The organism is Bacillus sp. MHSD_36 (assembly GCF_030757775.1).
GTDB lineage: Bacteria > Bacillota > Bacilli > Bacillales > Bacillaceae_G > Bacillus_A.
Genome location: NZ_JAVBIS010000002.1, coordinates 783,190 through 803,691, shown reverse-complemented (window position 1 = coordinate 803,691; position 20,502 = coordinate 783,190). Strand labels below are relative to the sequence as shown.

The window sequence follows — 20,502 nt, the reverse complement described above, 5'->3', positions numbered from 1 at the left end:
AATACGATGCCACATGCTCCTTCGAGCGATCATGATATCAAAATCCCTTCCTTCAAGATTTATATTATTATATCATACTTTCAAAAAATGTATGCGGATGGAAACCGACAATAAACGGAGGAAATCTACAAAAATTGTTATGTTTAAATATTTTTGTAGAAAAGCCTAAGTTATTTTGCAGAATTGGACAGTTTTTTAGTTTGTCCAATAAGTAAGAAAAGAAGAGTTTTTATTCAGTTGTATTCTTATCATCACTTTTATCTTTAAAAAACGCATCCCAGCTAATCACACTTAAAAAAGTTAAAGCGATAATAACGAAAGCACGCATAAGTTTGAACCTCCTTTTGTACATAGTATATGAATCGTTCACTTTGGAATGTGTCATTTTTTTACAAGTCTTAACTATTATGAGATTATATTAATATAGATGGATGAAAGGGGGAATGAGAATATGCTAAAAGACATGTTCAAAAGAAAAGAATTAACATGTGTTATATGTCAGAAAAGGATTGAATATGAAGAAGAGCTTGTTGCTTTTGTAAAGTTGCCGAAAGAAAGAAGGATATTAGTTGGCCCGTTTGATGTGTGCTTGGCGAAAACAGCACAAGAGATATATTGTAAATCGTGTTACGACAAAAAAGCATGACCCAAAATAATTGAGGGGCATGCTTTTTTTATTGGTGTGCTTTCCCCTCAGATACGTTTTGGGTGAGTCGATACCAAAGCCAAAGGTCATTAATGATGGAAGCGAGATCGGCAATTTCTGAATTCAGTTTGCAAGAAATTTCGAAGTCTTCTTCGTTATTTAAATGATGCTGTTTTGCATTAATATAATGTTCGAGTTCTTTTATACGATCAGGAATCTTTCCGCGAACTTGTTCCCATTTTAATAAAATTGCATGTTGCATTTTTTCGGGGATATCTTCCCAGTTTTCTTGTAAATGCGGAATTTCAATTCCTAGATGTTCATCGTATAAGAAATACTTTTTCATAAGTTCACCCCCGTTTTCTTGCTTATATTGTACATAAAAACAGAAAGAAGTTCGACGGAATTGTTTGAAAAAATTTGAAAATGACTCTTGATACATTTTGTAAAAGGTGTTAAAGTGTGAATTATTATAAAAGAAAATGAATATTTATTCTTTAGGGGGATGCAAAATGGAGAAGAAGAAAGTTGTATTAGCATATTCTGGGGGTCTTGATACTTCCGTTGCAATTAAATGGTTACAAGAGAAGAATTATGATATTATCGCGCTTTGTTTAGACTTAGGGGAAGGTAAAGACTTGGCATTTGTAAAAGAAAAGGCACTTTCAGTAGGTGCAATTAAATCATATATGATTGATGTTCAAGAAGAATTTGCAAATGAATATGCATTGATGGCGATGCAAGCGCACACGTTATACGAAGGGAAATACCCTCTCGTTTCAGCGTTATCACGTCCGCTTATCGCGAAGAAATTAGTAGAGATTGCAGAACAAGAAGGAGCGACTGCAGTTGCGCATGGATGTACAGGGAAAGGGAATGATCAAGTTCGTTTTGAAGTTTCTATTCAAGCGTTAAATCCTTACTTAGAAGTGATTGCGCCTGTACGTGAATGGAAATGGTCACGTGAAGAGGAAATTGCATATGCAAAAGAAAACAATGTACCAATTCCGATTAATTTAGATAGCCCATTTTCAATCGATCAAAACTTATGGGGACGCAGCAATGAATGTGGCATTTTAGAAGATCCATGGGCAGCGCCGCCAGAAGATGCATATGAGATGACATTGGCATTAGAAGATACACCGAATAAACCCGAGTTTGTAGAAATCGGTTTTGAAGCAGGCGTACCGACTACTTTAAATGGTACTGCCTATCCACTTTCAGAACTTATTAAAACGTTAAATGCACTTGCTGGAAAACATGGTGTTGGACGTATCGATCACGTTGAAAATCGCCTTGTTGGTATTAAATCACGTGAAGTATATGAATGCCCAGCTGCAATGACATTAATTACGGCTCATAAGGAACTGGAAGATTTAACACTCGTAAAAGAAGTAGCGCATTTTAAACCGATGATTGAGCAGAAAATAACAGAACTTATTTATAACGGTTTATGGTTCTCGCCTTTAAAACAAGCGCTTAACGCTTTCTTACAAGAAACGCAAAAGAATGTAACAGGTATAGTGCGTGTGAAATTATTTAAAGGCCATGCGATTGTAGAAGGACGTAAATCTGAGTACTCTTTATACGATGAAAAACTAGCAACATATACTGCCCAGGACGAGTTTAATCATGATGCAGCAGTTGGATTCATTTCATTATTCGGTTTACCAACAAAAGTATACAGCCAAGTGAATCAAAAGAAGGTGGAAGCGTGAGCAAACTTTGGGGCGGACGTTTTACAGAAGAAGCGGAAGCATGGGTTGAAGAGTTTGGAGCGTCTATCTCCTTCGATCAACAATTAGTAAATCAAGATATAAACGGGAGTATTGCACACGTAACGATGCTAGCAAAGCAAGGCATTGTTACGAAAGAAGAAGCCGAAAAAATAAAGATAGGTCTTCAATATTTATTAGAAGAAGCGAAACAAAATAAATTGCATTTTGCAGTTGAAGCGGAAGACATTCATTTAAATATCGAAAAGATGTTAATTGAACAAATCGGTGAAGTAGGAGGAAAACTTCATACTGGCCGAAGCCGTAATGATCAAGTGGCGACTGATATGCATTTATATTTAAAAGAAAAAGTAGAACATATTATAAAAGCTACAAAACAATTGCAAACTGTTCTTGTTCATCAAGCAGAAAATAATATTGAAACAATTATGCCTGGTTATACGCATTTGCAGCGTGCGCAGCCGATTTCATTTGCACATCATATTCTCGCTTACTTTTGGATGTTAGAGCGCGATGTGAACCGTTATGAAGATTCGTTAAAGCGTATTAACATTTCCCCATTAGGAGCAGGAGCGTTAGCTGGGACAACATTCCCGATTGACCGAGAATATAGCGCGGAGCTTCTTGGATTTAATGGAATCTATGAAAATAGTTTAGATGCAGTAAGCGATCGTGATTTCATACTGGAGTTCCTAAGTAATTCATCCATGCTCATGATGCACTTATCACGCTTTTGTGAAGAACTTATTTTATGGAGTAGCCAAGAGTTTCAATTTATTGAAATGAGCGACCAATACGCAACGGGAAGCAGCATTATGCCGCAAAAGAAAAATCCAGATATGGCGGAACTAATCCGCGGTAAAACAGGCAGAGTGTACGGTAATTTATTTAGTTTACTTACAGTCATGAAAGGATTACCGCTCGCTTACAATAAAGACTTGCAAGAAGATAAAGAAGGAATGTTTGATACAGTAAAAACAGTAGAAGGCTGCCTTCATATTATGGCAGGCATGCTAGAGACGATGACTGTAAACAAAGAAAAGATGGGGCAAGCTGTGACGCAAGATTTCTCTAACGCAACAGAAATTGCTGACTATTTAGCAAACAAAGGACTACCATTCCGTCAAGCTCATGAAATTGTTGGAAAGCTAGTGCTACACTGCACACAAAAAGGAATTTATTTAGTAGATGTACCACTTGAAACGTATAAAGAAATGAGCTTGTTATTTGAAGAAGATTTGTATGAAGTTCTTTCACCATATGCCGCTGTAAAGCGCCGTAATAGTGCTGGCGGGACTGGATTTGAACAGATTGAAAAAGCTTTGGAGAAGGCGAAGGGGTTAGTTGGAGAGTTTGTTGGAAGTTGATTGATAAGAAAGAAGGTACGCTAACCTTAGTAGAGGAAAGCGTACCTTCTTTGTGATTTTTACAGCTTAAAATGAATCATACTTATGTCGATCTTCCGTAATTCGAATATATTCAATATCCATTAAATCTCGTAGTAATGCACCATTACTTAGTTCCACACCATGTTTCTCTTTGAAATGTGTACGAATTGTATCTAACATTTCAATTTCTTTTCCGTTCACATCTAAAATAATACGTTCAGAATCATCCATATAGCATCCTCCTTTTTTAAACATATATATTTTGTCCGTCTATTTCTAAAAAATGTATGTTAATGTAATGTTAGGAAATAAGAAAGGAATGGAAAATGAGGCGTATTTATTTTATAGGGGTAATTTTGTACACGCTAATCGTATTACACGCTGCATTCCCAAACATCTTTTCATTTGAGGATGTAGAAACAGTACATGTTGGGATATTTATCTTTACTCTATTTATAGTAGATTGCTGTATTTCAATATGGCTTTCGAAAAGAAAACATGTACAAGATAAAAATGAAATGGAACGAAAAAAGAGAAAACGTTCCTTTTGGATGACGACGTATTGTTTTACTTTAGCGATTGCTGCTACTTTTTTTAGTGAGAATATCCCATTAGAAAGATTAAATATTGGATTTGGAGCGTTCGTATTTGCATATTATTTTTTCATGCATTTTCTTCCTTATATGAAAGAAAAGAGAGGAGAAGAGGAAGATCCACTTGTAGAAGAAGCGAGAGAACGAGAGCATAAGAGAATAGAAGAAGACATAAAGAAACTCGGAGAACAAAAATGGTATTTAAAATCTAAAATCATATATGTTCTTTGCTTTATCACACCGCCAATCGGTTATTTGTATGTATTCTTCCTTCGTAAAAAAATGACAAAAGATGCAAAGCAATCTTATTTAACGGTAGCGACGATTATGATGGCATTATGGTCTTTAAAATTTCTTCCACCTTATGTATTAGCAATTACTATTGTTATTGTGGCTTGTCTTGTGTTTATAGTAAAATATGTAAAATAAAAAACACCAAGCCCATGTAGACTTGGTGTTTTATTTATAAATTAAAGATCACCTTGCTCCTCATCACCACGAACAACAAGGACATCGCATTTCGCATAGCGAATAATATGTTCAGAGACGCTACCAATTAGGAAACGCTCAACAGCATTTAAACCAGTTGCACCACACATAATTAAATCTACTTTATGGTTTGGAGCGATTTCTTTTGAAATTTTAGATTTAGGATTACCAAATTCTAATACAGTCTCAATTTTTTCAAGGCCAGCTTCAAGCGCAGTTTTTTTGTAGTCTTCTAATAAGTCTTCTGCAAATAGATTTGCACGTTCAGCAATTGCACGGCTATAAGCTTCTACTGCTGAGTATGCTTTTACATCAACGATATGAGCAATTGTTAATGTTGCATTGTTGCGTTTTGCGACTTGAATTGCTTTTTTAAAGGCTTTTTCTGCTTCTTTAGAACCATCCACCGCGATTAAAATATTTGTATATGTATTATTCATAGTAAATTCCTCCCAATCATTTTTATTACCGTTTACAACTTTATTATAAAACAAATTTTGGTAATGTGCTTGCCAGAAACGTTACAGAATTTCGAAAACTCTGTTTCAATTCATTTTAGTTGTAATTGGTGAGAGAACTTGTTACATATGAACTATAGCAATTTAAAAGGAGGGCATGTTTGTGAGACACGCGCTCATTACAGCCGGTACGAAAGGTTTAGGAAAGCAAGTAACAGAAAAGTTATTGGCTAAAGGCTATTCAGTAACAGTAACATATCATAGCGATATAGCTGCTATGAAAAAGATGAAAGAAACATATAAAAATATGGAAGAGCGTCTACAATTCGTGCAAGCGGATGTCACGAAAAAAGAAGATTTACATAAAATAGTAGAAGAGGCGATAAGCCGTTTTGGCAAAATTGACTTTTTAATTAATAATGCTGGTCCATATGTATTTGAACGTAAAAAGTTAGTCGATTATGAAGAAGACGAATGGAATGAAATGATTCAGGGTAATTTAACAGCGGTGTTTCATTTGTTGAAACTTGTCGTTCCAATTATGAGAAAACAGAACTTTGGCCGTATTATTAATTACGGATTCCAAGGGGCAGATAGCGCACCGGGATGGATTTATCGTTCGGCTTTTGCAGCAGCGAAAGTAGGACTTGTTTCATTGACGAAAACAGTTGCTTATGAAGAAGCAGAATATGGTATTACTGCAAATATGGTATGTCCTGGTGATATTATTGGTGAAATGAAAGAAGCGACAATTCAAGAAGCACGTCAGTTGAAAGAACATAACACACCAATTGGTAGATCTGGAACGGGTGAAGATATCGCAAGAACGATTTCGTTTTTATGTGAAGACGATTCCGATATGATTACTGGCACAATTATTGAAGTAACTGGTGCAGTAGATGTTATTCATAGACATCGATAGAGCAAAATAAAGTGAAGTTTCTAATAATTGGACAGTTTATCCTGTATGCAAAGAGGTGCGGATAATACTGTCCTTTCATGTAAGATTAAATCTATCGGAAAACTTGTATTATTTTTTGTCAAATATTGAAATATTATGTTAAAATATAAGAGCGTAGAAAGCGCTTTAAAAAATGATTCAGGGGTCATTTCATAACTCAAGGGGGAACTAATAATGCGTATCGGTATTCCAACAGAAATTAAAAACAATGAAAACCGCGTGGCAATGACGCCAGCGGGAGCGGTACATTTAGTACAAAATGGTCATGAAGTTTTTGTTCAAAAAGGAGCAGGTTTAGGATCTGGCTTTACAGATGAAGAATACGTACAAGCTGGTGCGAAACTTGTTGAAACTGCTGAAGAAGCATGGAATCAAGATATGGTTATGAAGGTAAAAGAGCCAGTTGCAAGTGAATACGGCTATTTCCGTGAAGGTTTAATTTTATTCACATACTTACACTTAGCTCCAGAGCCAGAATTAACGAAAGCATTAATTGATAACAAAGTTGTATCAATTGCATATGAAACAGTACAATTAGACAATCGTTCACTACCATTACTTGCACCTATGAGTGAAGTAGCTGGTCGTATGTCTGCACAAATCGGTGCACAATTCCTTGAGAAAAACAAAGGTGGTAAAGGTATTTTACTTGCAGGCGTTCCAGGGGTAAAACGCGGCAAAGTAACAATTATTGGCGGTGGTCAAGCTGGTACAAACGCAGCGAAGATCGCAGTAGGTTTAGGTGCAGATGTAACAATCATCGACTTAAGTGCAGAACGTCTTCGTCAACTAGATGATATTTTCGGTAACCAAGTAAAAACGTTAATGTCTAATCCATACAACATTGCAGAAGCTGTAAAAGAATCTGACCTTGTAATTGGTGCAGTATTAATTCCAGGTGCAAAAGCGCCAAAACTTGTAACAGAAGAAATGATTCAATCAATGGAACCAGGTTCTGTCGTTGTAGATATCGCGATTGACCAAGGTGGTATTTTCGAAACAACTGACCGTATTACAACTCATGACAACCCAACTTACGAAAAACATGGTGTTGTTCATTATGCAGTTGCTAATATGCCAGGTGCGGTTCCACGTACATCAACTCTTGCATTAACAAACGTAACAGTACCATATGCAGTACAAATTGCGAACAAAGGCTACAAAGATGCTTGCCTAGGTAACACTGCATTACTAAAAGGTATTAACACATTAGACGGATATGTAACATTCGAAGCAGTTGCAGAAGCGCACGGCTTACAATACGCTGATGCGAAAGAACTTCTTGAAAAAGCTCCTGCTTTATCATAATAGAAATACATTCGAGACCTTCCTTTATGAGGAGGGTCTTTTTTTATGGAGAAATAACATGTGAATAATTGTTATTTATTGGTGTAAATCGATTTTTATTATGATAATTTAGAATTATATAACAAAAAGAGGAGATTCAATGGGGAGCAAAAAGAGGAAGAAAAAGCAAGTTAAGAGACAAAAGTATATGAAGAGAAAACAGGAACAGAACATACCTCTTTCAAAAAAAGTAGTCCTTATGATAGAAAAAGTATTTCGGTATATTTGTATGTTCTTGTATGTAATTTTTTGTGTGTTTTTATGTGGGATGGTTAAAAGTTTGGGGATAACCCCTAATGTTATTGAAGGTATTTTTGGCGTTATGCTTGTTATGGTAGAAGGAATCTTATTCTTTATATTATTTGATAAGGTTTGGCCTAGTCATGAAAGTAAAAAAGATAGAAAAAGAAGCGGAAAATCTTCATCCAATTCAAGCTCATCAAGTGGATTCGGTGACTACAGTAGCAACGATTGTAGCAGCTCAAGTGATGGTGGAGGAGATTGCGGAGGTGGTGGAGACTAAGTTAGTTTTTCAGAAGAACGACTAATGAAAGGGTGAGACGGAATATGGAAACTGTGAACTTAATAGAATTAACAAAGGACATTCAAGATCAACATAAAAACTTCGTCGTTTCAAATATAAATAGTCATTGCTTACGAATCGCTGTATTTACTGGTGAATATGATTGGCACTATCATTCTAATTCAGATGAATTATTTATTGTGTTAGAGGGAGAATTACTTATTGATTTTGAAGATGGAGAAACAGCGGTATTAAAGCCGAATGATTCTATCTTAATTCCAGCATGCAGGATTCATAGAACGAGAGCATTAAAGAGAACGGTAAATCTTTGTTTTGAACATATAGAGGCGGATACGATTAAAGTGGAGCAATTATGAAAAAATTATCTGTAGCCGAGTATAGAAAAATCCTTCCGATTTTAGAAAGCCATACAAAAACGACGACGTTTGCTTATGCGGTATGTGATCAAGTGATAGATGGTGATGTTTTTGTAAACGAGAAGTTAACAGCAGGAATAATTCGTACAGCGAATGGCATTTATTATTTATTTGGTCATACTGATGATCAAAATTACAACGAAGATTTATTTTCTTTTATAAAAAAGGCTATTGAAAAAACAGAGAAGAGATTTACATTGTTCTCTTCGAGTGACGAGTGGGAAATGATGGTTGAAGAGCGTTTTAGTAATGTGCTTCGGAACATTCCACGAATGAAGTTTCAAAGCGTAACCTTTGAAGAGAGAAAACGAGATGCAAACAAAAATACATATGAAGTGAAGCGTATTGATAAAAGTGATATAGAACGAAGTAATGAATTTACAGAGGCGTATTATAAAGAATATTGGGGATCAACTGAGGCATTTTTAAATAATGGCTTTGGGTTTTGTATAGAACAAGATGGGATGATTGTAGCTGAATGTGTTTCGATATTTAACGGGAATGGATTTGCTGAAATTGATATTGTGACGCATGAAGCATATCAAGGAAAAGGATTAGCCCAAGCTGTTGCAACACGGTTCATTGAACATTGCATGCAAAATGATATTACACCGTGCTGGGATTGTTATGTAGATAATATTTCTTCTCAAAAATTAGCTAACAAATTAAGTTTTCATAATCCGATAGAATATAGTTTATTTGTGCGTAAGAAAATGGGGGAATAAAAATGAATGTGGAATTAACGAGATTTAAAGTGAAGCCTGGTAAAAGTCATCGTGTAGATGAATGGATGCAGCTTCTTAATGACAATATGAAAGAAGTGCTTTTGACATTAAACGACGAAAAGATGTACGTTGAGACAATTTTCCGGGAAATAAGAGATGGAGAAGAGCACTTATATTGGTATTCTGTGCAAGGGGAAGGCGGGGCTCTTGTCGGAAATTCTCATCATGAAATTGATAAAAAGCATTTGGAGTTTTGGTATGAATGTATTGATGAAGAAGCACCGTCTGTTGATATGAAAACAGAAGTCGTTATGATTCAAGATGTTGTGAAAGAAGCGATGAAATAATAGAATAGTATTTTTGAGAGAAGCACATCAAAATGGATGTGCTTTTTTATTTTGAAAAAAATTATAGAAAAGCTGTATACATTTTACGCTCTCAAACGTTGAGTATATAGAAAGGAGAGCTAGATGAGCCATGATACATTTGAATCGTTATTAATAGAGAAGTCAAAAGCTGTGTTTGGATACTTAATTAAGATTGGAGCAAATAGAAAAGAAGCAGAAGATATTGTACAAGATACGTTGTATAAAGCTTTATTGCTTATGGAGGAAATACCGTTAGAGCATTTAACACCGTGGCTATTTAGAGTCGCAATCAATCAACACCGAGATTTACACCGGAAAGAAAAAAGACTAAATCCCATTGCGATTGAATCTGTCGTTCTTATTGGTCAAAAGTCATTAGATGAAGTGCTTTTAATAAGTGAATTACAAGGTGAGGTACAAGAAACATTGGAGACGATGACGGAGGATTATCGTCATATTTTACTGTTGAAATATGAATATGAACTATCTTATAAGGAAATTTCCATTTTATTAAGTATGAAAGAAGAAACAGTGAAAACAAGTTTGTACCGTGCAAGAAATCAATTTAAAAAAATGTATAGGAGGAGAAACGATGAGTCGGAAGGACTTTGATTTGAATATGGATGATAAGCAGATGAAAGTTTTGATGAAGAGAGCGAAGCGGAAGCAAATTTGGAGGAATTGGCTTATTTCTATTTGTGCGTCCATTATTGTTATAGTAAGTTTGTTTTTGGGAGCAGCTTACTTTTCTCAGCAAACGTTTAGAAAAATGGAAAGAGAAATGAATGCACTACATATGGTTCAAGGGCCTAATATCCGTTTCAGCGGAAGTATGTATTTAAGCCTTGGTATGACAGGAAGTACAGTAATATATAACTCTTATAAAAATATAGCCGGTCAACCAGTGAAATGGGTAAATGATATATACGAATCTGGTATATGGGATTATAGTATGAAACACTACAATGGTGAGCTTGTTAGTTTAGATGAGGAAAAAAGAGGTGAAGAGACTGTTACGATACCAGATTATAATGTGCAAACAATGCAAAGGGAAATGAGGTTTTATTTACCTTTCGTTACTTATAAAAATTATGTAGATGACCTGAAAAATATTGGGGATTTACAAAATAAAGTTGCAGAAGTAGCCTTATCTTTTGATAAATCGTATACAGCTGAACAAATTACTGAGATGCTTCCGAAAAGTGTACAGCCAGTTTGGTTTTGGGTAGATACATATAATGAACAGAAAAGTGATTCTTATGTAGGGTTAAAAGATCCTAAAAATGGCGCAATATTAAATGCGGAAATGGCTAAAAATGTTTTTGGATTTGAAGGAAGTTATGCAAAAGTAAAAGAAGATGTGAAAAACGATGTAACAATAAACTCAAAAGAGTTTCTATACCAAATGAAGTATTTAGCAAAAAATAGTGAAGGTATACCAAGTGATTATTTTGAACAATATTATAAAGAAATAAAAAATACCGAACCAAAAGACCTACCAATATACGGTGTAGTCGTAACAGGAAAAACAGAGGATTTACAAAGTTTACAAGGAGCACCATATATTAAGGCTGCTGTTAGAGGTGTAACAGTTGAGAAATATTAATTACAGTCTATTAATGTGAATAATCAGAAAATTTATGGTATACTATGTGAAAAGGAGGTTTATATGAGGCAAATACATGGAGCAATTTATATTTATATAACTATGTTTTTCGTGGCGATATCCTATGGATTAGGGCACGTGTATTCGCATCCTATACTAACTTTTTTAAGCGGAGCATGTATGGCGTTTGCGCTTCTTGTCCACCTTTTCTCAGTTTGGATCGTGAAATTTCAATTAAATATTAGTGAAATAGAAGAAGGCACTTTCTAAGTGGCCTTCTTTTTTTAATAATATTTTGGAAGGTCTTGCAGCAATTTTTCAATTTTGCGTTCTGTTTCTTTACATATAGACAGTGTACGTAATCTGAAAAATAGGCTACGTAAGAAAGATTTTATATTTCCGTATAGGTACTCGTACGATTCAGTATGTAATGTCTGTTTTTTGACGGGTAATTGAGCTACTAATTCATGAAGGGCTAATAGGAGTACCTCTTCCTTTAGACCATTTTGTAGCATTGCGACAATCGGATAAACGAGGCGTTCGTCTTCTTTATATTTGTAGTAAATAGAATGGACACAAACTTTGTTTAATAAAGTTTGTAATATTTCTTCGTAATATAAAGTTTCCAGTTTAGGACTACGAACAAGCGCCTCAAATGTATCAGAAGCGTGAGCGATACTATGTGCCCAGCCATGGTCTTGCACATATCCGCGGAAATCATGCTCGTTGTTCATATATAGAACTAATTGATCTTTTGCATATAAAAGATCAGCCTGTGATAAGAAATTATGATTTGTATCGGCATCAATAATGAGTGCAATTAATAATGTTGTAAATGCGCGGGTAAATACCGCATCTTCGTCATCCGAATGAATCTTATACAATAAATATTTGTCACTGATACTTTCTAATAATAGTTTCCGTAAGTGTGTGTGTGAAATATAGTCCTTCTTGATTAGGTGATAAAAAGTAGAGTAGATAAGTTTATCCCTTAAATAGCTATCAGTATCCCCGATATGCTCCAGCATACTGGAACTTAGAGAATCGATATTGAGGACATTATTGATTACGTAATTATTATTACGAATTTCTTCTAACTGTTCTTGTAACATATAAACCTCCTATTTTAGAAAATTCTGTATTTTAATAGTATAATAAGAGGAAGAAATAGACAATAAATAAGCGCTTTTGAATGGAGGGCATGATGAAGAGAGCATTATTCTTTTTCATTAGTATTTTCTTTTTAGGGAGTTGTTCGATTTGGTATGTTACTTTTTCTAGCGAGAGCAAAAGTTGGACGGGACAATATAAGGGGCATATTAAGGACGACAGTGAAGATGGAGTGTTTACGTTTCAGTATAAGGGCGGAGATGGGAATACAGAATTTAAAAATTTAGAGATTACTATTAATGGAGCCTTTAGCACAATGACACAAACGTTAGAAAATCATAAAGGAGCAAAGATTGAAATGAAATCATCTTGTGTAAGTTGTGCGCCTTTATCTAAAGATGAACCGATAGAGGTTGTGATTAAACGGGATGATAAGTATGAGGAGAAGATGGTGTTAAATTTGAAATAGCCTAGAGTAAGGAGTTAAAAATGAATAGGCATATGAAAAAATTAATGTTTTTAAGTGTATTTTTGATCATATTATCAGCGTGCACTACAAAACAAGTAGAGCAAGTAGTAGTAAAAAAAGTACCTGAAGAAGGGTATGTCATAGTAAAAAATGATACGGTATTTTTCGTCAGTGATAAAACGTTTGAAACGAAAGTAGAGTTACAAAATTATATAGAACAACAAATGAATAAAGAGTATCCATCACATATAGTTCTGAGTTTTAAGGTTAAAGATGCATATAATAAACTAAAAACAGGGGATAAAATAAAAGTATGGTCTTCTCAAACACTTGAAAGTTATCCAGCAAAAATGATGGTAGAGAAGTTTGAAGTAGTAGAGAAATAGAAAAAGGCAGCCATCACGCTGCCTTTTTTCTTATTTCACAAATTGTAATTCTTTCGGGAACTTCGTTAAAATTTCTGATCCGTCTTTTGTGATATAAATATCATCTTCAATACGAACGCCACCTACGTTTGGTACGTAAATACCTGGCTCGATTGTGAAGACCATACCTTCTTTTAATGGAGACTCGTTACCAGCTTTTACATCTGGATATTCGTGTACGCTAATTCCAAGTCCGTGACCAAGGCGGTGCGGGAAGAAATCGCCGTAACCTGCATCTGCGATAACAGAACGAGCAGCTTTGTCGATTGCGCCAAGTGTAACACCTGGTTTACATGCTTCAACTGCTTGTAGTTGTCCAGCAAGTACAGTGTTATAAATACGAGTTTGTTCTTCAGAAATGTCGCCGAATGCTACTGTACGTGTAATGTCAGAGCAATAACCATCAATGATTACGCCTAAATCAAATAGTACGAAATCGCCGCGTTTCATTTTGTTTGCACCTGGAATACCGTGTGGAAGAGCAGAGTTTGCACCTGCTAATACCATCGTATCAAATGACATTTTATGTATGCCTTTTGTTTTTAATTCGTGTTCAATAATTGCTAATACTTCTAGTTCGCTACGATCTTCTTTAATTGCATTTACACCAACTTCAACAGCATAGTCTGCCATTTTTGCTGCTTCGCGTAAAATAGAAAGTTCTTTTTCATCTTTAATTAAACGAAGTTCACGAACTTTTTCCTCGGCTGATGTGAAAGCTGCATTTGGGAATAGTTTTGCTAATTCTTCGTAACGCTCTACGTTTAAATGTTCTTTTTCAATTGCAACTGCATTTGCATTAATACCGCGGTCTTTAATTGCTTTTGCAATCATATCCCATGGTCTGTCAGTATCAGTAAATCCGATGATTTCATGTGCCCAGCCAGCGTTACGTGCTTGGCCTTCTTCCATTTTAGGGCAAATTAAAATAGGCTCTTTTTCTTGGAATACAAACATACCAAGAAGTCTTTCATGTGGTTCACAGTGGAAGTTTGTCATGTAGAAGACGTTTGGTGTAGAAGTTAAGAACGCAGCCTCTACGTTTTTTTCTTTTAGCCATTGCATTAAATTTTCTAATCTAGCATTCATCGATTGGCACCCCCGAGATATTTAATTACAAATATAACTTTAACTCGGAAGAAAGCGTTATGACAAGTAAATAGATGTTAGAAAAGACAGGAAATTGAAAAATCATGTAGAATAAAAAGTGAGAATGTGAATAGGGAGGAATGTAATAATGAAAGTATCTTATCATGGGCATTCAGTTGTAAAGATTGAAACGAATGGAAAAGTTATTTTAATTGATCCGTTTTTAACAGGAAATCCAAAAACAGATTTAAAGGCTGAAGATGTAAAAGTAGATGCGATTCTTTTATCGCATGGTCATGGCGATCATGTTGGAGATACAGTGGAGCTTGCGAAGAAAAATAATGCAGTTGTTGTAGCACCATTTGAACTAGCGACATTTTTAAGTTGGCAAGGTGTAAAAACACATCCGATGCATATTGGTGGTTCCCATGAATTTGACTTCGGAAAAGTGAAGTTTACACAAGCATTCCACGGCTCTAGTTATATTGATGAAGAAAATAAGACGATTACATATACAGGTATGCCAGCGGGTATTTTATTTACAGCAGAAGAAAAAACTGTGTATCATGCAGGGGATACTGCTCTATTCTCTGATATGAAATTAATTGGGGAACTAAATAATATTGATGTAGCATTTTTACCAATTGGTGATAATTTCACAATGGGACCAGAAGATGCTGTTTTAGCAGCAAAATGGGTTCAGGCGAAAACTGTTGTACCGATGCATTACAATACGTTCCCAGTAATTGAACAAGATCCATATCAATTTGTAGAAAAGCTACAAAATTGTACAGGGAAAGTATTAGAAGCTGGAGAAAGTATTACACTATAGAAAAGAAACCCTTCATTTGAAAAGACAAGTGAAGGGTTTTTTACGTGTGTAGGACAGCCTTTAAAGGTTGTACTTGTTTTGATGATTCTTTTCTTTTTGGAAGTGGCTGTTCAGGTGTTTCATTCAATTCCATTGCAACCTTTTTCCCGTCTACGAAAGCTAAAAATACAGCACCTACAACTTCTAATAATTTTTTCATCATGTATCCGCTCCTTTGTTTCATTTCTTGTCTTCATTGTATATGGAAGTGGCTGGACAAACTATCGAACGAGATGACAATACCATTACATTGTTGTAATAGAAGAAGTAGTATAATGTAAGGCGTATTTTGTTATAAAAAAAATAGTACAGATATACAAAGAGAGAGTGTAACAGTTTTGAAAATATAGTATACTGAAAATACAACACATGAAGAATTTAGGGAAAAGAAAGTATGGTGAAACCATTTGGCTACCAAGCATAACCAAATTTTAGAACATATTAATAGCCTGCCAGTAGGCCATAAAATTTCTGTAAGGCAAATTGCAAAAGATTTGAGTGTAAGTGAAGGTACAGCTTACCGTGCAATTAAAGATGCAGAAAATAAAGGGTATGTTAGTACGATTGAACGTGTCGGAACAATTCGAATTGAACAAAAGAAGAAAGAGAATATTGAAAAGCTGACATATGCAGAAGTCGTTAACATTGTCGATGGTCAAGTACTTGGAGGCAGAGAAGGACTACATAAAACGTTAAATAAATTTGTAATCGGGGCAATGAAATTAGAAGCGATGATGCGCTATACAGAAGCTGGAAACTTACTTATTGTCGGTAATCGTACGAACGCACATCAATTAGCGTTAGAAACTGGAGCTGCGGTGTTAATTACGGGCGGATTTGATACGGAAGATCATGTGAAGAAATTAGCAGATGAATTAAAACTGCCGATTATTTCAAGTAGTTACGATACATTTACAGTTGCAACGTTAATTAACCGTGCAATTTACGATCAGCTGATTAAGAAAGAAATTGTACTCGTTGAAGATATTTTAACGCCAATTGAAGAAACGTTATATTTAAAACCAAATGATACAGTGCAGCAATGGCATGCATATAACGAAGAGACGATGCACGGAAGGTATCCAATTGTTGATGAAAATAAAAAGGTATTAGGTATTGTGACTTCTAAGGATATGATTGGTGTTGCAAAAGAAACACCAATTGATAAAGTAATGACAAGGCATCCAATTACGGTAAATGGAAAAATGTCTGTCGCAGCTGCGGCACGTATGATGGTATGGGAAGGTATTGAGTTACTTCCTGTTGTTGATGAAGGAAATAAGTTGCAAGGTATTATTAGCCGTCAAGATGTACTTCAGGCGTTGCAAATGATTCAGCGTCAACCGCAAGTCGGTGAAACAATCGATGATATTGTAACGAATCAATTTATGACGCCGAAAGAAGCGAAAAATGAACACTTATATCAATTTTCAGTGACACCGCAAATGACGAATTCAATCGGAACGCTATCTTACGGTGTATTTGCAACGATTGTGACGGAAGCAACGAATCGCGTTATTCGTGCGCAAAAGAAGAGCGATTTAATTGTTGAGAATTTAACAATTTATTTCGTAAAACCAGTTCAAATTGACAACGTTGTATCTGTTCATCCGAAAGTATTAGAAATTGGACGTAAATTTGGTAAGGTTGATGTAGAAGTACATCATGAAGGTAATGTTGTTGGGAAAGCATTACTTATGGTGCAATTGATCGATAAATAAAAAGATGGAGCAAGCCGCTTTGGTTTGTTCCATTTTTTTTTAGAAGATACAGTAGGGCTTTTTAAAATTTAGTTATCAATTGAATCTATTATGTTTTGAATTGCAAAAGAAAAAGTTAAATTACGTTCTGTTTCATATTTATAAATAGAAGGGCGCAATCATTTGAAGATGCTTGAACAATAATTGTGGAGGTGTCGAATGGGAGTAATAGTTCTCTTTTTAGGGGTAGTATTTGCAATAACTCTTCATGTGTTAACACATAGAAGAATGGATGCAAATAAAAAGAAATTGTATGTAGTAAGTTTGATTTTCGCTATTATTTGTTCCGCTATCCCTACAACTGGAGAAAATGATAGCGATTTTCTTTACTTCGGTATACCGGCAGAAAACTTCATTTATTATGGCGGATGGGAAATTTCGTTTCATCCATTAGGTTTTCTCTTTAACTTTATTTTGTTTTATCTTGTTTTGAAGTTATTATTTAAGCTACGTAAGAGTTCGGATAGAGAAGTGAACAAATAGCAGGATATATGTTTCAGAACCAGCCATTCGACTTGGAACTGCTTCAAGAATCTTTTATATGGCAGGGAAAATACCATTAAGACTTGATATTGAACCTATTAAAAAGAATCCTGATCATTTCATTCGCCGATATATTCAGTATGCGGAAGAGGAATTATGCGGAGAGACAATTGTTTGATAAAAAAACAGAATATTAATTCATTTGGATTCTAGACTATGTTATAATTTAATTGTAAGAAAATGGATTTCTGAAAGGTGGTATGCATTATGTCATCAACAGTATTCTTTTTTGGTAGTATCGCACTCTTTTACTTTCTTGTGATGATACCGATTCAATATTTATACTTACAAGGTTTACATGAAAAAAAGAAAAAAACAGGATTATCTCAGCGAGAGCTATATGAAAAAATGTCTTTTGGGGAAGAACAATTACACCTCCATGTGCAAGGTAACCCATTCAATATCCCTTCTGCTTTTGTTGCATATATGATTTTAAAAGTTAGGGGACGTAAAAAAGCATCACAATATTGATGCTTTTTTTACGTTGCTTCATAAGATTCAGCTTCTTCCACTGCTAATGGTAAGAAATGTTTATATTGGCGAAATCCATTAAATACACTTGCACTACCAAATAGAACAAATAAAACACCAACGATAATACGAGCGGTTGAAAGTTCTAAAAAGAATTGGTTTATCCCGAAGAATAAGACGAATGAACCGAGTGCCATTGCGGATTTTCCAGAGAGCCAACCTTTTTCCATTGGGCGGTTTGTACGAAAGTATTTTGTTTTGTAGAAGAGATACAACATAAATGAGACGATAATACAGAAGACTAATACTGGCATAATGCACACTCCCATCGCTTTATGAAAAATAATAGTGGAGAAAAAAGAAATATCTAAACTTTCTAACTTTTATTATAAAGCAATTGTTCGCATGTATGAAATACTTTCCGTTATAATGGAGGATAAAGTGAGACTTTCATTAGTGTGGGGATGTTTCCGCGCGCTAATGATTAGCCCCCATTCATTGGGCTGTTACTGCACGTTAAAGTGAAGAAGTTGAATAAAAAGGAGATTATACATATGCATGAGGAAATTTTAGGAGCAATTAAAGAGTTTGATACAATTATTATTCATCGTCATGTGCGTCCGGATCCAGATGCGTTAGGTTCACAGGGCGGTCTTAGTAACATTCTACAAGAATCGTTTCCAGAGAAAAATATTTATACGGTTGGCTACAATGAACCGTCATTAGCATATTTACGAGTAATGGATGATATTGAAGATAGTGTATACGAAAATGCGCTTGTTATCGTTTGTGATACAGCAAACCAAGAACGTGTTGACGATCAACGCTATACAAAAGGGAAGATGTTAATTAAAATTGATCATCATCCAAATGAAGATCCATACGGAGACATTACGTGGGTAGATACGACAGCGAGTTCTACAAGTGAAATGATTTATGAGTTTTATGATTATGGAAAAGATAAAGGATTACAAATAACAAAAGAAGCAGCTCGTCTTATTTTAGCGGGTATTGTTGGGGATACAGGTCGTTTCTTATTCCCGAATACAACAGCAAAAACACTTCGTTACGTAAGTGAGCTTGTTGACATGGGTGTGAAATTCACAGATTTATACAATGAAATGTATAAGACAAAAGAAAAAATCGCTCGTTTAAACGGTTATATTTTACAAAACTTTACGATGGTAGAAGAAGGAGCAGCTTACATTAAATTAACGAAAGAAGTATTAGAAGAATTTGATGTACTTCCTTCTGAGGCATCTGGCGTTGTTGGAGCACTTGGTAATATTGATGGATTAAAGGCATGGGTTCTATTTTTAGAGGAAGACGATGTAATTCGCGTTCGTCTTCGTTCAAAAGGACCAGTTATAAATAAATTAGCAATGCAATATAACGGCGGAGGACATCCGATGGCTTCTGGTGCAAAAGCATCTTCTTGGGAAGAAGCGGATCGTCTATTTGCTGATTTACGTGAGATTTGTAAATAAGAAATTATATGTTAGAACGAAAAGAAGGAGTGGCGCTAAAGCCCTCCTTCTTTATTTTTCTTTCTCTATCGTAATGCTAATTTCAAGCACGGTATCAAAAGATATTGTATCGACTTTAAAACGGTATAGCCGATCGTAATGTTTGTACGTCTTGTTTTCGATTACCTTTTTGAGTAGGTCTTTATTTTTTGCGATACTTTGTATGTTTTTCGTTAAAAGATGCTGGAGGTCATTATGGATAGATGTAGTCATATTTTCGAGTGTAAGGTTGTCTAAATCGTATTTTTCTCGATTTATAAGTTTTATTTTAATCTCTTGAATGGTTAAGAGCCGTTTATTTTCAGTATTCAATTTTTCTTGATCTTCGAGAAGGACGTGGAGCTTTGCTTCTTGTTTTTCTATAATTTCTCTTTGTTCTGCTATTTTACTAGCTTGCTCTTCTTGAAAAACACCGTATATGTACAAAAAAATAAACCAGCTCAACACGCCTCCAACAGCAGCGCCAGCTAAAACTAAATACCATCTTTTTGCTGTATTGGCACTTGGTACTCTCATACATGCTCCTGCGTTAGCCATTTAATAATAATAAGACCAGTTTGCATACCACCCGTTGCGAAAAAAATAAGGAGAATTTGTTTTACGATATCTTTCATATCCCCGCCAAAGAAACTTCTTTCAAAACTATAAAAAGTATCAAATGTTCCGCCAATCGCTGCAACGAGTGCCCAAATTCTTAAATTTTGGGCGAATTGATTAATGTAAGTTAGAGTTGGTTTTCCGATAAGAAACGCACCAAATCCACCAATTAATGAACCACCAAGTATAACCCCAAAGGCAATAAAATAACTAATAATAAGCAGAGAGAAAAAAGTATGTTCTCTTACATCCATCGTCATTCCCCTTTCTTCTTCATATATATGGACAAAGTATAAGAAGTATGTTTTGATTTCCGCTTTCCTCTTCACCTATAATAAAAGTAGTCAAATAGGTAAAGAGAGGG

Annotated in this window: 29 protein-coding genes and 1 pseudogene; 21 read left to right on the top strand and 9 right to left on the bottom strand. The window is 35.1% G+C overall.

All coding sequences use genetic code 11. The features are described 5' to 3' along the window. Window positions 1-451 precede the first annotated feature (451 nt). Window positions 452-646, top strand: a complete 195-nt coding sequence (locus Q9B79_RS12295) for a hypothetical protein (RefSeq protein WP_306184541.1) — start codon at window positions 452-454, stop codon at window positions 644-646. 28 nt (window positions 647-674) lie between these two features. Here the strand turns inward: Q9B79_RS12295 and Q9B79_RS12290 are convergent, their stop codons facing one another. Then, window positions 675-992 (bottom strand): radical SAM protein, encoded by a 318-nt coding sequence (locus tag Q9B79_RS12290; protein WP_306184539.1) that lies wholly within the window; start codon window positions 990-992, stop codon window positions 675-677. A gap of 166 nt (window positions 993-1,158) precedes the next feature. Between Q9B79_RS12290 and Q9B79_RS12285 the strand changes: the two genes are divergently transcribed. Further along, entirely contained in the window at window positions 1,159-2,364 is a 1,206-nt protein-coding gene (locus Q9B79_RS12285) for an argininosuccinate synthase (protein ID WP_306184538.1), read from the top strand. Beyond that, on the top strand, window positions 2,361-3,749 hold the full coding sequence (argH, locus tag Q9B79_RS12280) for an argininosuccinate lyase (RefSeq protein ID WP_306184536.1): 1,389 nt from the start codon (window positions 2,361-2,363) through the stop codon (window positions 3,747-3,749). The genes Q9B79_RS12285 and argH overlap by 4 nt, the downstream gene beginning before the upstream one ends. A 66-nt stretch (window positions 3,750-3,815) precedes the next feature. On the opposite strand, the gene Q9B79_RS12275 is transcribed toward argH, so the two are convergent. Then, window positions 3,816-4,001: a ProA domain protein gene (locus Q9B79_RS12275; protein ID WP_139365286.1), complete on the bottom strand. Its 186-nt coding sequence runs from the start codon at window positions 3,999-4,001 to the stop codon at window positions 3,816-3,818. Window positions 4,002-4,096: 95 nt separating this feature from the next. Between Q9B79_RS12275 and Q9B79_RS12270 the strand changes: the two genes are divergently transcribed. Beyond that, the gene (locus tag Q9B79_RS12270; protein WP_306184533.1) at window positions 4,097-4,792 is read left to right on the top strand and encodes a hypothetical protein; all 696 of its coding nucleotides are present in this window, start codon (window positions 4,097-4,099) and stop codon (window positions 4,790-4,792) included. Window positions 4,793-4,833: 41 nt separating this feature from the next. On the opposite strand, the gene Q9B79_RS12265 is transcribed toward Q9B79_RS12270, so the two are convergent. Then, complete coding sequence (locus Q9B79_RS12265; RefSeq protein ID WP_001066672.1) at window positions 4,834-5,292, bottom strand: universal stress protein; 459 nt, start codon at window positions 5,290-5,292, stop codon at window positions 4,834-4,836. Window positions 5,293-5,473: 181 nt separating this feature from the next. Between Q9B79_RS12265 and Q9B79_RS12260 the strand changes: the two genes are divergently transcribed. From Q9B79_RS12260 to Q9B79_RS12220, 9 genes are all read left to right on the top strand, one after another. Then, on the top strand, window positions 5,474-6,232 hold the full coding sequence (locus tag Q9B79_RS12260) for an SDR family oxidoreductase (RefSeq protein WP_306184530.1): 759 nt from the start codon (window positions 5,474-5,476) through the stop codon (window positions 6,230-6,232). Between the two features lie 213 nt (window positions 6,233-6,445). Next, window positions 6,446-7,579 (top strand): alanine dehydrogenase, encoded by a 1,134-nt coding sequence (ald, locus tag Q9B79_RS12255; protein WP_001219405.1) that lies wholly within the window; start codon window positions 6,446-6,448, stop codon window positions 7,577-7,579. A gap of 139 nt (window positions 7,580-7,718) precedes the next feature. Further along, the gene (locus Q9B79_RS12250) at window positions 7,719-8,141 is read left to right on the top strand and encodes a hypothetical protein (protein WP_306184528.1); all 423 of its coding nucleotides are present in this window, start codon (window positions 7,719-7,721) and stop codon (window positions 8,139-8,141) included. A 44-nt stretch (window positions 8,142-8,185) separates the two neighbouring features. After that, window positions 8,186-8,518: a cupin domain-containing protein gene (locus Q9B79_RS12245; RefSeq protein WP_306184526.1), complete on the top strand. Its 333-nt coding sequence runs from the start codon at window positions 8,186-8,188 to the stop codon at window positions 8,516-8,518. Beyond that, window positions 8,515-9,303 (top strand): GNAT family N-acetyltransferase, encoded by a 789-nt coding sequence (locus tag Q9B79_RS12240; RefSeq protein ID WP_306184524.1) that lies wholly within the window; start codon window positions 8,515-8,517, stop codon window positions 9,301-9,303. The genes Q9B79_RS12245 and Q9B79_RS12240 overlap by 4 nt, the downstream gene beginning before the upstream one ends. A 2-nt stretch (window positions 9,304-9,305) precedes the next feature. Further along, on the top strand, window positions 9,306-9,650 hold the full coding sequence (locus tag Q9B79_RS12235) for a DUF6176 family protein (RefSeq protein ID WP_306184522.1): 345 nt from the start codon (window positions 9,306-9,308) through the stop codon (window positions 9,648-9,650). Window positions 9,651-9,773: 123 nt separating this feature from the next. Continuing rightward, window positions 9,774-10,283, top strand: coding sequence for an RNA polymerase sigma factor (locus tag Q9B79_RS12230; RefSeq protein WP_306184520.1), 510 nt, complete (start codon window positions 9,774-9,776; stop codon window positions 10,281-10,283). Then, the gene (locus Q9B79_RS12225) at window positions 10,264-11,277 is read left to right on the top strand and encodes an anti sigma factor C-terminal domain-containing protein (RefSeq protein ID WP_306184518.1); all 1,014 of its coding nucleotides are present in this window, start codon (window positions 10,264-10,266) and stop codon (window positions 11,275-11,277) included. The genes Q9B79_RS12230 and Q9B79_RS12225 overlap by 20 nt, the downstream gene beginning before the upstream one ends. Window positions 11,278-11,340: 63 nt before the next feature. Continuing rightward, a complete protein-coding gene (locus Q9B79_RS12220; protein ID WP_001248905.1) occupies window positions 11,341-11,547 on the top strand; it encodes a hypothetical protein in 207 nt (68 codons plus the stop codon). Window positions 11,548-11,561: 14 nt separating this feature from the next. On the opposite strand, the gene Q9B79_RS12215 is transcribed toward Q9B79_RS12220, so the two are convergent. Next, window positions 11,562-12,389, bottom strand: a complete 828-nt coding sequence (locus tag Q9B79_RS12215; RefSeq protein ID WP_306184514.1) for a DUF2785 domain-containing protein — start codon at window positions 12,387-12,389, stop codon at window positions 11,562-11,564. 92 nt (window positions 12,390-12,481) lie between these two features. On the opposite strand from Q9B79_RS12215, the gene Q9B79_RS12210 reads away from it, so the two are divergent. After that, window positions 12,482-12,856 carry a hypothetical protein gene (locus Q9B79_RS12210; RefSeq protein WP_306184513.1) on the top strand — a complete coding sequence of 125 codons (375 nt, stop codon included), beginning with the start codon at window positions 12,482-12,484 and terminating at the stop codon, window positions 12,854-12,856. Window positions 12,857-12,876: 20 nt separating this feature from the next. Then, entirely contained in the window at window positions 12,877-13,242 is a 366-nt protein-coding gene (locus Q9B79_RS12205) for a DUF3221 domain-containing protein (protein ID WP_306184512.1), read from the top strand. A 30-nt stretch (window positions 13,243-13,272) separates the two neighbouring features. Here the strand turns inward: Q9B79_RS12205 and pepQ are convergent, their stop codons facing one another. Beyond that, a complete protein-coding gene (pepQ, locus tag Q9B79_RS12200) occupies window positions 13,273-14,370 on the bottom strand; it encodes a Xaa-Pro dipeptidase (RefSeq protein WP_306184511.1) in 1,098 nt (365 codons plus the stop codon). Window positions 14,371-14,518: 148 nt separating this feature from the next. On the opposite strand from pepQ, the gene Q9B79_RS12195 reads away from it, so the two are divergent. Beyond that, a complete protein-coding gene (locus Q9B79_RS12195; protein ID WP_098200059.1) occupies window positions 14,519-15,202 on the top strand; it encodes a metal-dependent hydrolase in 684 nt (227 codons plus the stop codon). A gap of 40 nt (window positions 15,203-15,242) precedes the next feature. On the opposite strand, the gene Q9B79_RS12190 is transcribed toward Q9B79_RS12195, so the two are convergent. Beyond that, the gene (locus tag Q9B79_RS12190; RefSeq protein ID WP_000976301.1) at window positions 15,243-15,404 is read right to left on the bottom strand and encodes a hypothetical protein; all 162 of its coding nucleotides are present in this window, start codon (window positions 15,402-15,404) and stop codon (window positions 15,243-15,245) included. 244 nt (window positions 15,405-15,648) lie between these two features. Between Q9B79_RS12190 and Q9B79_RS12185 the strand changes: the two genes are divergently transcribed. The 4 genes and pseudogenes from Q9B79_RS12185 (at window position 15,649) to Q9B79_RS12170 (ending at window position 18,015) form a co-directional block, all read left to right on the top strand. Beyond that, the gene (locus Q9B79_RS12185; RefSeq protein ID WP_000201587.1) at window positions 15,649-16,962 is read left to right on the top strand and encodes a CBS domain-containing protein; all 1,314 of its coding nucleotides are present in this window, start codon (window positions 15,649-15,651) and stop codon (window positions 16,960-16,962) included. Window positions 16,963-17,160: 198 nt separating this feature from the next. After that, on the top strand, window positions 17,161-17,484 hold the full coding sequence (locus Q9B79_RS12180; protein ID WP_306184506.1) for a hypothetical protein: 324 nt from the start codon (window positions 17,161-17,163) through the stop codon (window positions 17,482-17,484). A 10-nt stretch (window positions 17,485-17,494) separates the two neighbouring features. After that, window positions 17,495-17,662, top strand: a pseudogene (locus tag Q9B79_RS12175) (phosphotransferase enzyme family protein); the annotation flags it as partial. A gap of 89 nt (window positions 17,663-17,751) precedes the next feature. Beyond that, entirely contained in the window at window positions 17,752-18,015 is a 264-nt protein-coding gene (locus Q9B79_RS12170; RefSeq protein WP_306184504.1) for a DUF3949 domain-containing protein, read from the top strand. Window positions 18,016-18,023: 8 nt separating this feature from the next. Here the strand turns inward: Q9B79_RS12170 and Q9B79_RS12165 are convergent, their stop codons facing one another. After that, window positions 18,024-18,329 (bottom strand): YtpI family protein, encoded by a 306-nt coding sequence (locus tag Q9B79_RS12165; protein WP_098668042.1) that lies wholly within the window; start codon window positions 18,327-18,329, stop codon window positions 18,024-18,026. A 240-nt stretch (window positions 18,330-18,569) separates the two neighbouring features. Here Q9B79_RS12165 and Q9B79_RS12160 point away from each other — a divergent pair, with 240 nt between their 5' ends. After that, a complete protein-coding gene (locus tag Q9B79_RS12160; RefSeq protein WP_306184502.1) occupies window positions 18,570-19,502 on the top strand; it encodes a DHH family phosphoesterase in 933 nt (310 codons plus the stop codon). A 51-nt stretch (window positions 19,503-19,553) separates the two neighbouring features. Here the strand turns inward: Q9B79_RS12160 and ytrI are convergent, their stop codons facing one another. Together ytrI and Q9B79_RS12150 are read right to left on the bottom strand one after the other, a co-directional pair. Then, the gene (gene ytrI, locus Q9B79_RS12155) at window positions 19,554-20,057 is read right to left on the bottom strand and encodes a sporulation membrane protein YtrI (protein ID WP_001265736.1); all 504 of its coding nucleotides are present in this window, start codon (window positions 20,055-20,057) and stop codon (window positions 19,554-19,556) included. Further along, window positions 20,054-20,467, bottom strand: a complete 414-nt coding sequence (locus Q9B79_RS12150; protein ID WP_002003648.1) for a YtrH family sporulation protein — start codon at window positions 20,465-20,467, stop codon at window positions 20,054-20,056. The genes ytrI and Q9B79_RS12150 overlap by 4 nt, the downstream gene beginning before the upstream one ends. Between the last annotated feature and the right edge of the window lie 35 nt (window positions 20,468-20,502).

What these genes read in the sequence shown, in the direction of transcription:
- Q9B79_RS12245 (WP_306184526.1), top strand. Translation starts at nt 8,186, where the DNA reads ATGGAAACTGTGAACTTAATAGAATTAACAAAGGACATTCAAGATCAA.
- Q9B79_RS12165 (WP_098668042.1), bottom strand. Translation starts at nt 18,329, where the DNA reads ATGCCAGTATTAGTCTTCTGTATTATCGTCTCATTTATGTTGTATCTC.
- Q9B79_RS12160 (WP_306184502.1), top strand. Translation starts at nt 18,570, where the DNA reads ATGCATGAGGAAATTTTAGGAGCAATTAAAGAGTTTGATACAATTATT.
- Q9B79_RS12225 (WP_306184518.1), top strand. Translation starts at nt 10,264, where the DNA reads ATGAGTCGGAAGGACTTTGATTTGAATATGGATGATAAGCAGATGAAA.
- Q9B79_RS12275 (WP_139365286.1), bottom strand. Translation starts at nt 4,001, where the DNA reads ATGGATGATTCTGAACGTATTATTTTAGATGTGAACGGAAAAGAAATT.
- Q9B79_RS12240 (WP_306184524.1), top strand. Translation starts at nt 8,515, where the DNA reads ATGAAAAAATTATCTGTAGCCGAGTATAGAAAAATCCTTCCGATTTTA.
- ytrI (WP_001265736.1), bottom strand. Translation starts at nt 20,057, where the DNA reads ATGAGAGTACCAAGTGCCAATACAGCAAAAAGATGGTATTTAGTTTTA.
- Q9B79_RS12295 (WP_306184541.1), top strand. Translation starts at nt 452, where the DNA reads ATGCTAAAAGACATGTTCAAAAGAAAAGAATTAACATGTGTTATATGT.
- Q9B79_RS12235 (WP_306184522.1), top strand. Translation starts at nt 9,306, where the DNA reads ATGAATGTGGAATTAACGAGATTTAAAGTGAAGCCTGGTAAAAGTCAT.
- Q9B79_RS12230 (WP_306184520.1), top strand. Translation starts at nt 9,774, where the DNA reads ATGAGCCATGATACATTTGAATCGTTATTAATAGAGAAGTCAAAAGCT.
- Q9B79_RS12205 (WP_306184512.1), top strand. Translation starts at nt 12,877, where the DNA reads ATGAATAGGCATATGAAAAAATTAATGTTTTTAAGTGTATTTTTGATC.
- Q9B79_RS12285 (WP_306184538.1), top strand. Translation starts at nt 1,159, where the DNA reads ATGGAGAAGAAGAAAGTTGTATTAGCATATTCTGGGGGTCTTGATACT.
- Q9B79_RS12215 (WP_306184514.1), bottom strand. Translation starts at nt 12,389, where the DNA reads ATGTTACAAGAACAGTTAGAAGAAATTCGTAATAATAATTACGTAATC.
- Q9B79_RS12180 (WP_306184506.1), top strand. Translation starts at nt 17,161, where the DNA reads ATGGGAGTAATAGTTCTCTTTTTAGGGGTAGTATTTGCAATAACTCTT.
- Q9B79_RS12250 (WP_306184528.1), top strand. Translation starts at nt 7,719, where the DNA reads ATGGGGAGCAAAAAGAGGAAGAAAAAGCAAGTTAAGAGACAAAAGTAT.
- pepQ (WP_306184511.1), bottom strand. Translation starts at nt 14,370, where the DNA reads ATGAATGCTAGATTAGAAAATTTAATGCAATGGCTAAAAGAAAAAAAC.
- Q9B79_RS12220 (WP_001248905.1), top strand. Translation starts at nt 11,341, where the DNA reads ATGAGGCAAATACATGGAGCAATTTATATTTATATAACTATGTTTTTC.
- Q9B79_RS12210 (WP_306184513.1), top strand. Translation starts at nt 12,482, where the DNA reads ATGAAGAGAGCATTATTCTTTTTCATTAGTATTTTCTTTTTAGGGAGT.
- Q9B79_RS12170 (WP_306184504.1), top strand. Translation starts at nt 17,752, where the DNA reads ATGTCATCAACAGTATTCTTTTTTGGTAGTATCGCACTCTTTTACTTT.
- Q9B79_RS12290 (WP_306184539.1), bottom strand. Translation starts at nt 992, where the DNA reads ATGAAAAAGTATTTCTTATACGATGAACATCTAGGAATTGAAATTCCG.
- Q9B79_RS12190 (WP_000976301.1), bottom strand. Translation starts at nt 15,404, where the DNA reads ATGATGAAAAAATTATTAGAAGTTGTAGGTGCTGTATTTTTAGCTTTC.
- Q9B79_RS12270 (WP_306184533.1), top strand. Translation starts at nt 4,097, where the DNA reads ATGAGGCGTATTTATTTTATAGGGGTAATTTTGTACACGCTAATCGTA.
- Q9B79_RS12265 (WP_001066672.1), bottom strand. Translation starts at nt 5,292, where the DNA reads ATGAATAATACATATACAAATATTTTAATCGCGGTGGATGGTTCTAAA.
- ald (WP_001219405.1), top strand. Translation starts at nt 6,446, where the DNA reads ATGCGTATCGGTATTCCAACAGAAATTAAAAACAATGAAAACCGCGTG.
- Q9B79_RS12195 (WP_098200059.1), top strand. Translation starts at nt 14,519, where the DNA reads ATGAAAGTATCTTATCATGGGCATTCAGTTGTAAAGATTGAAACGAAT.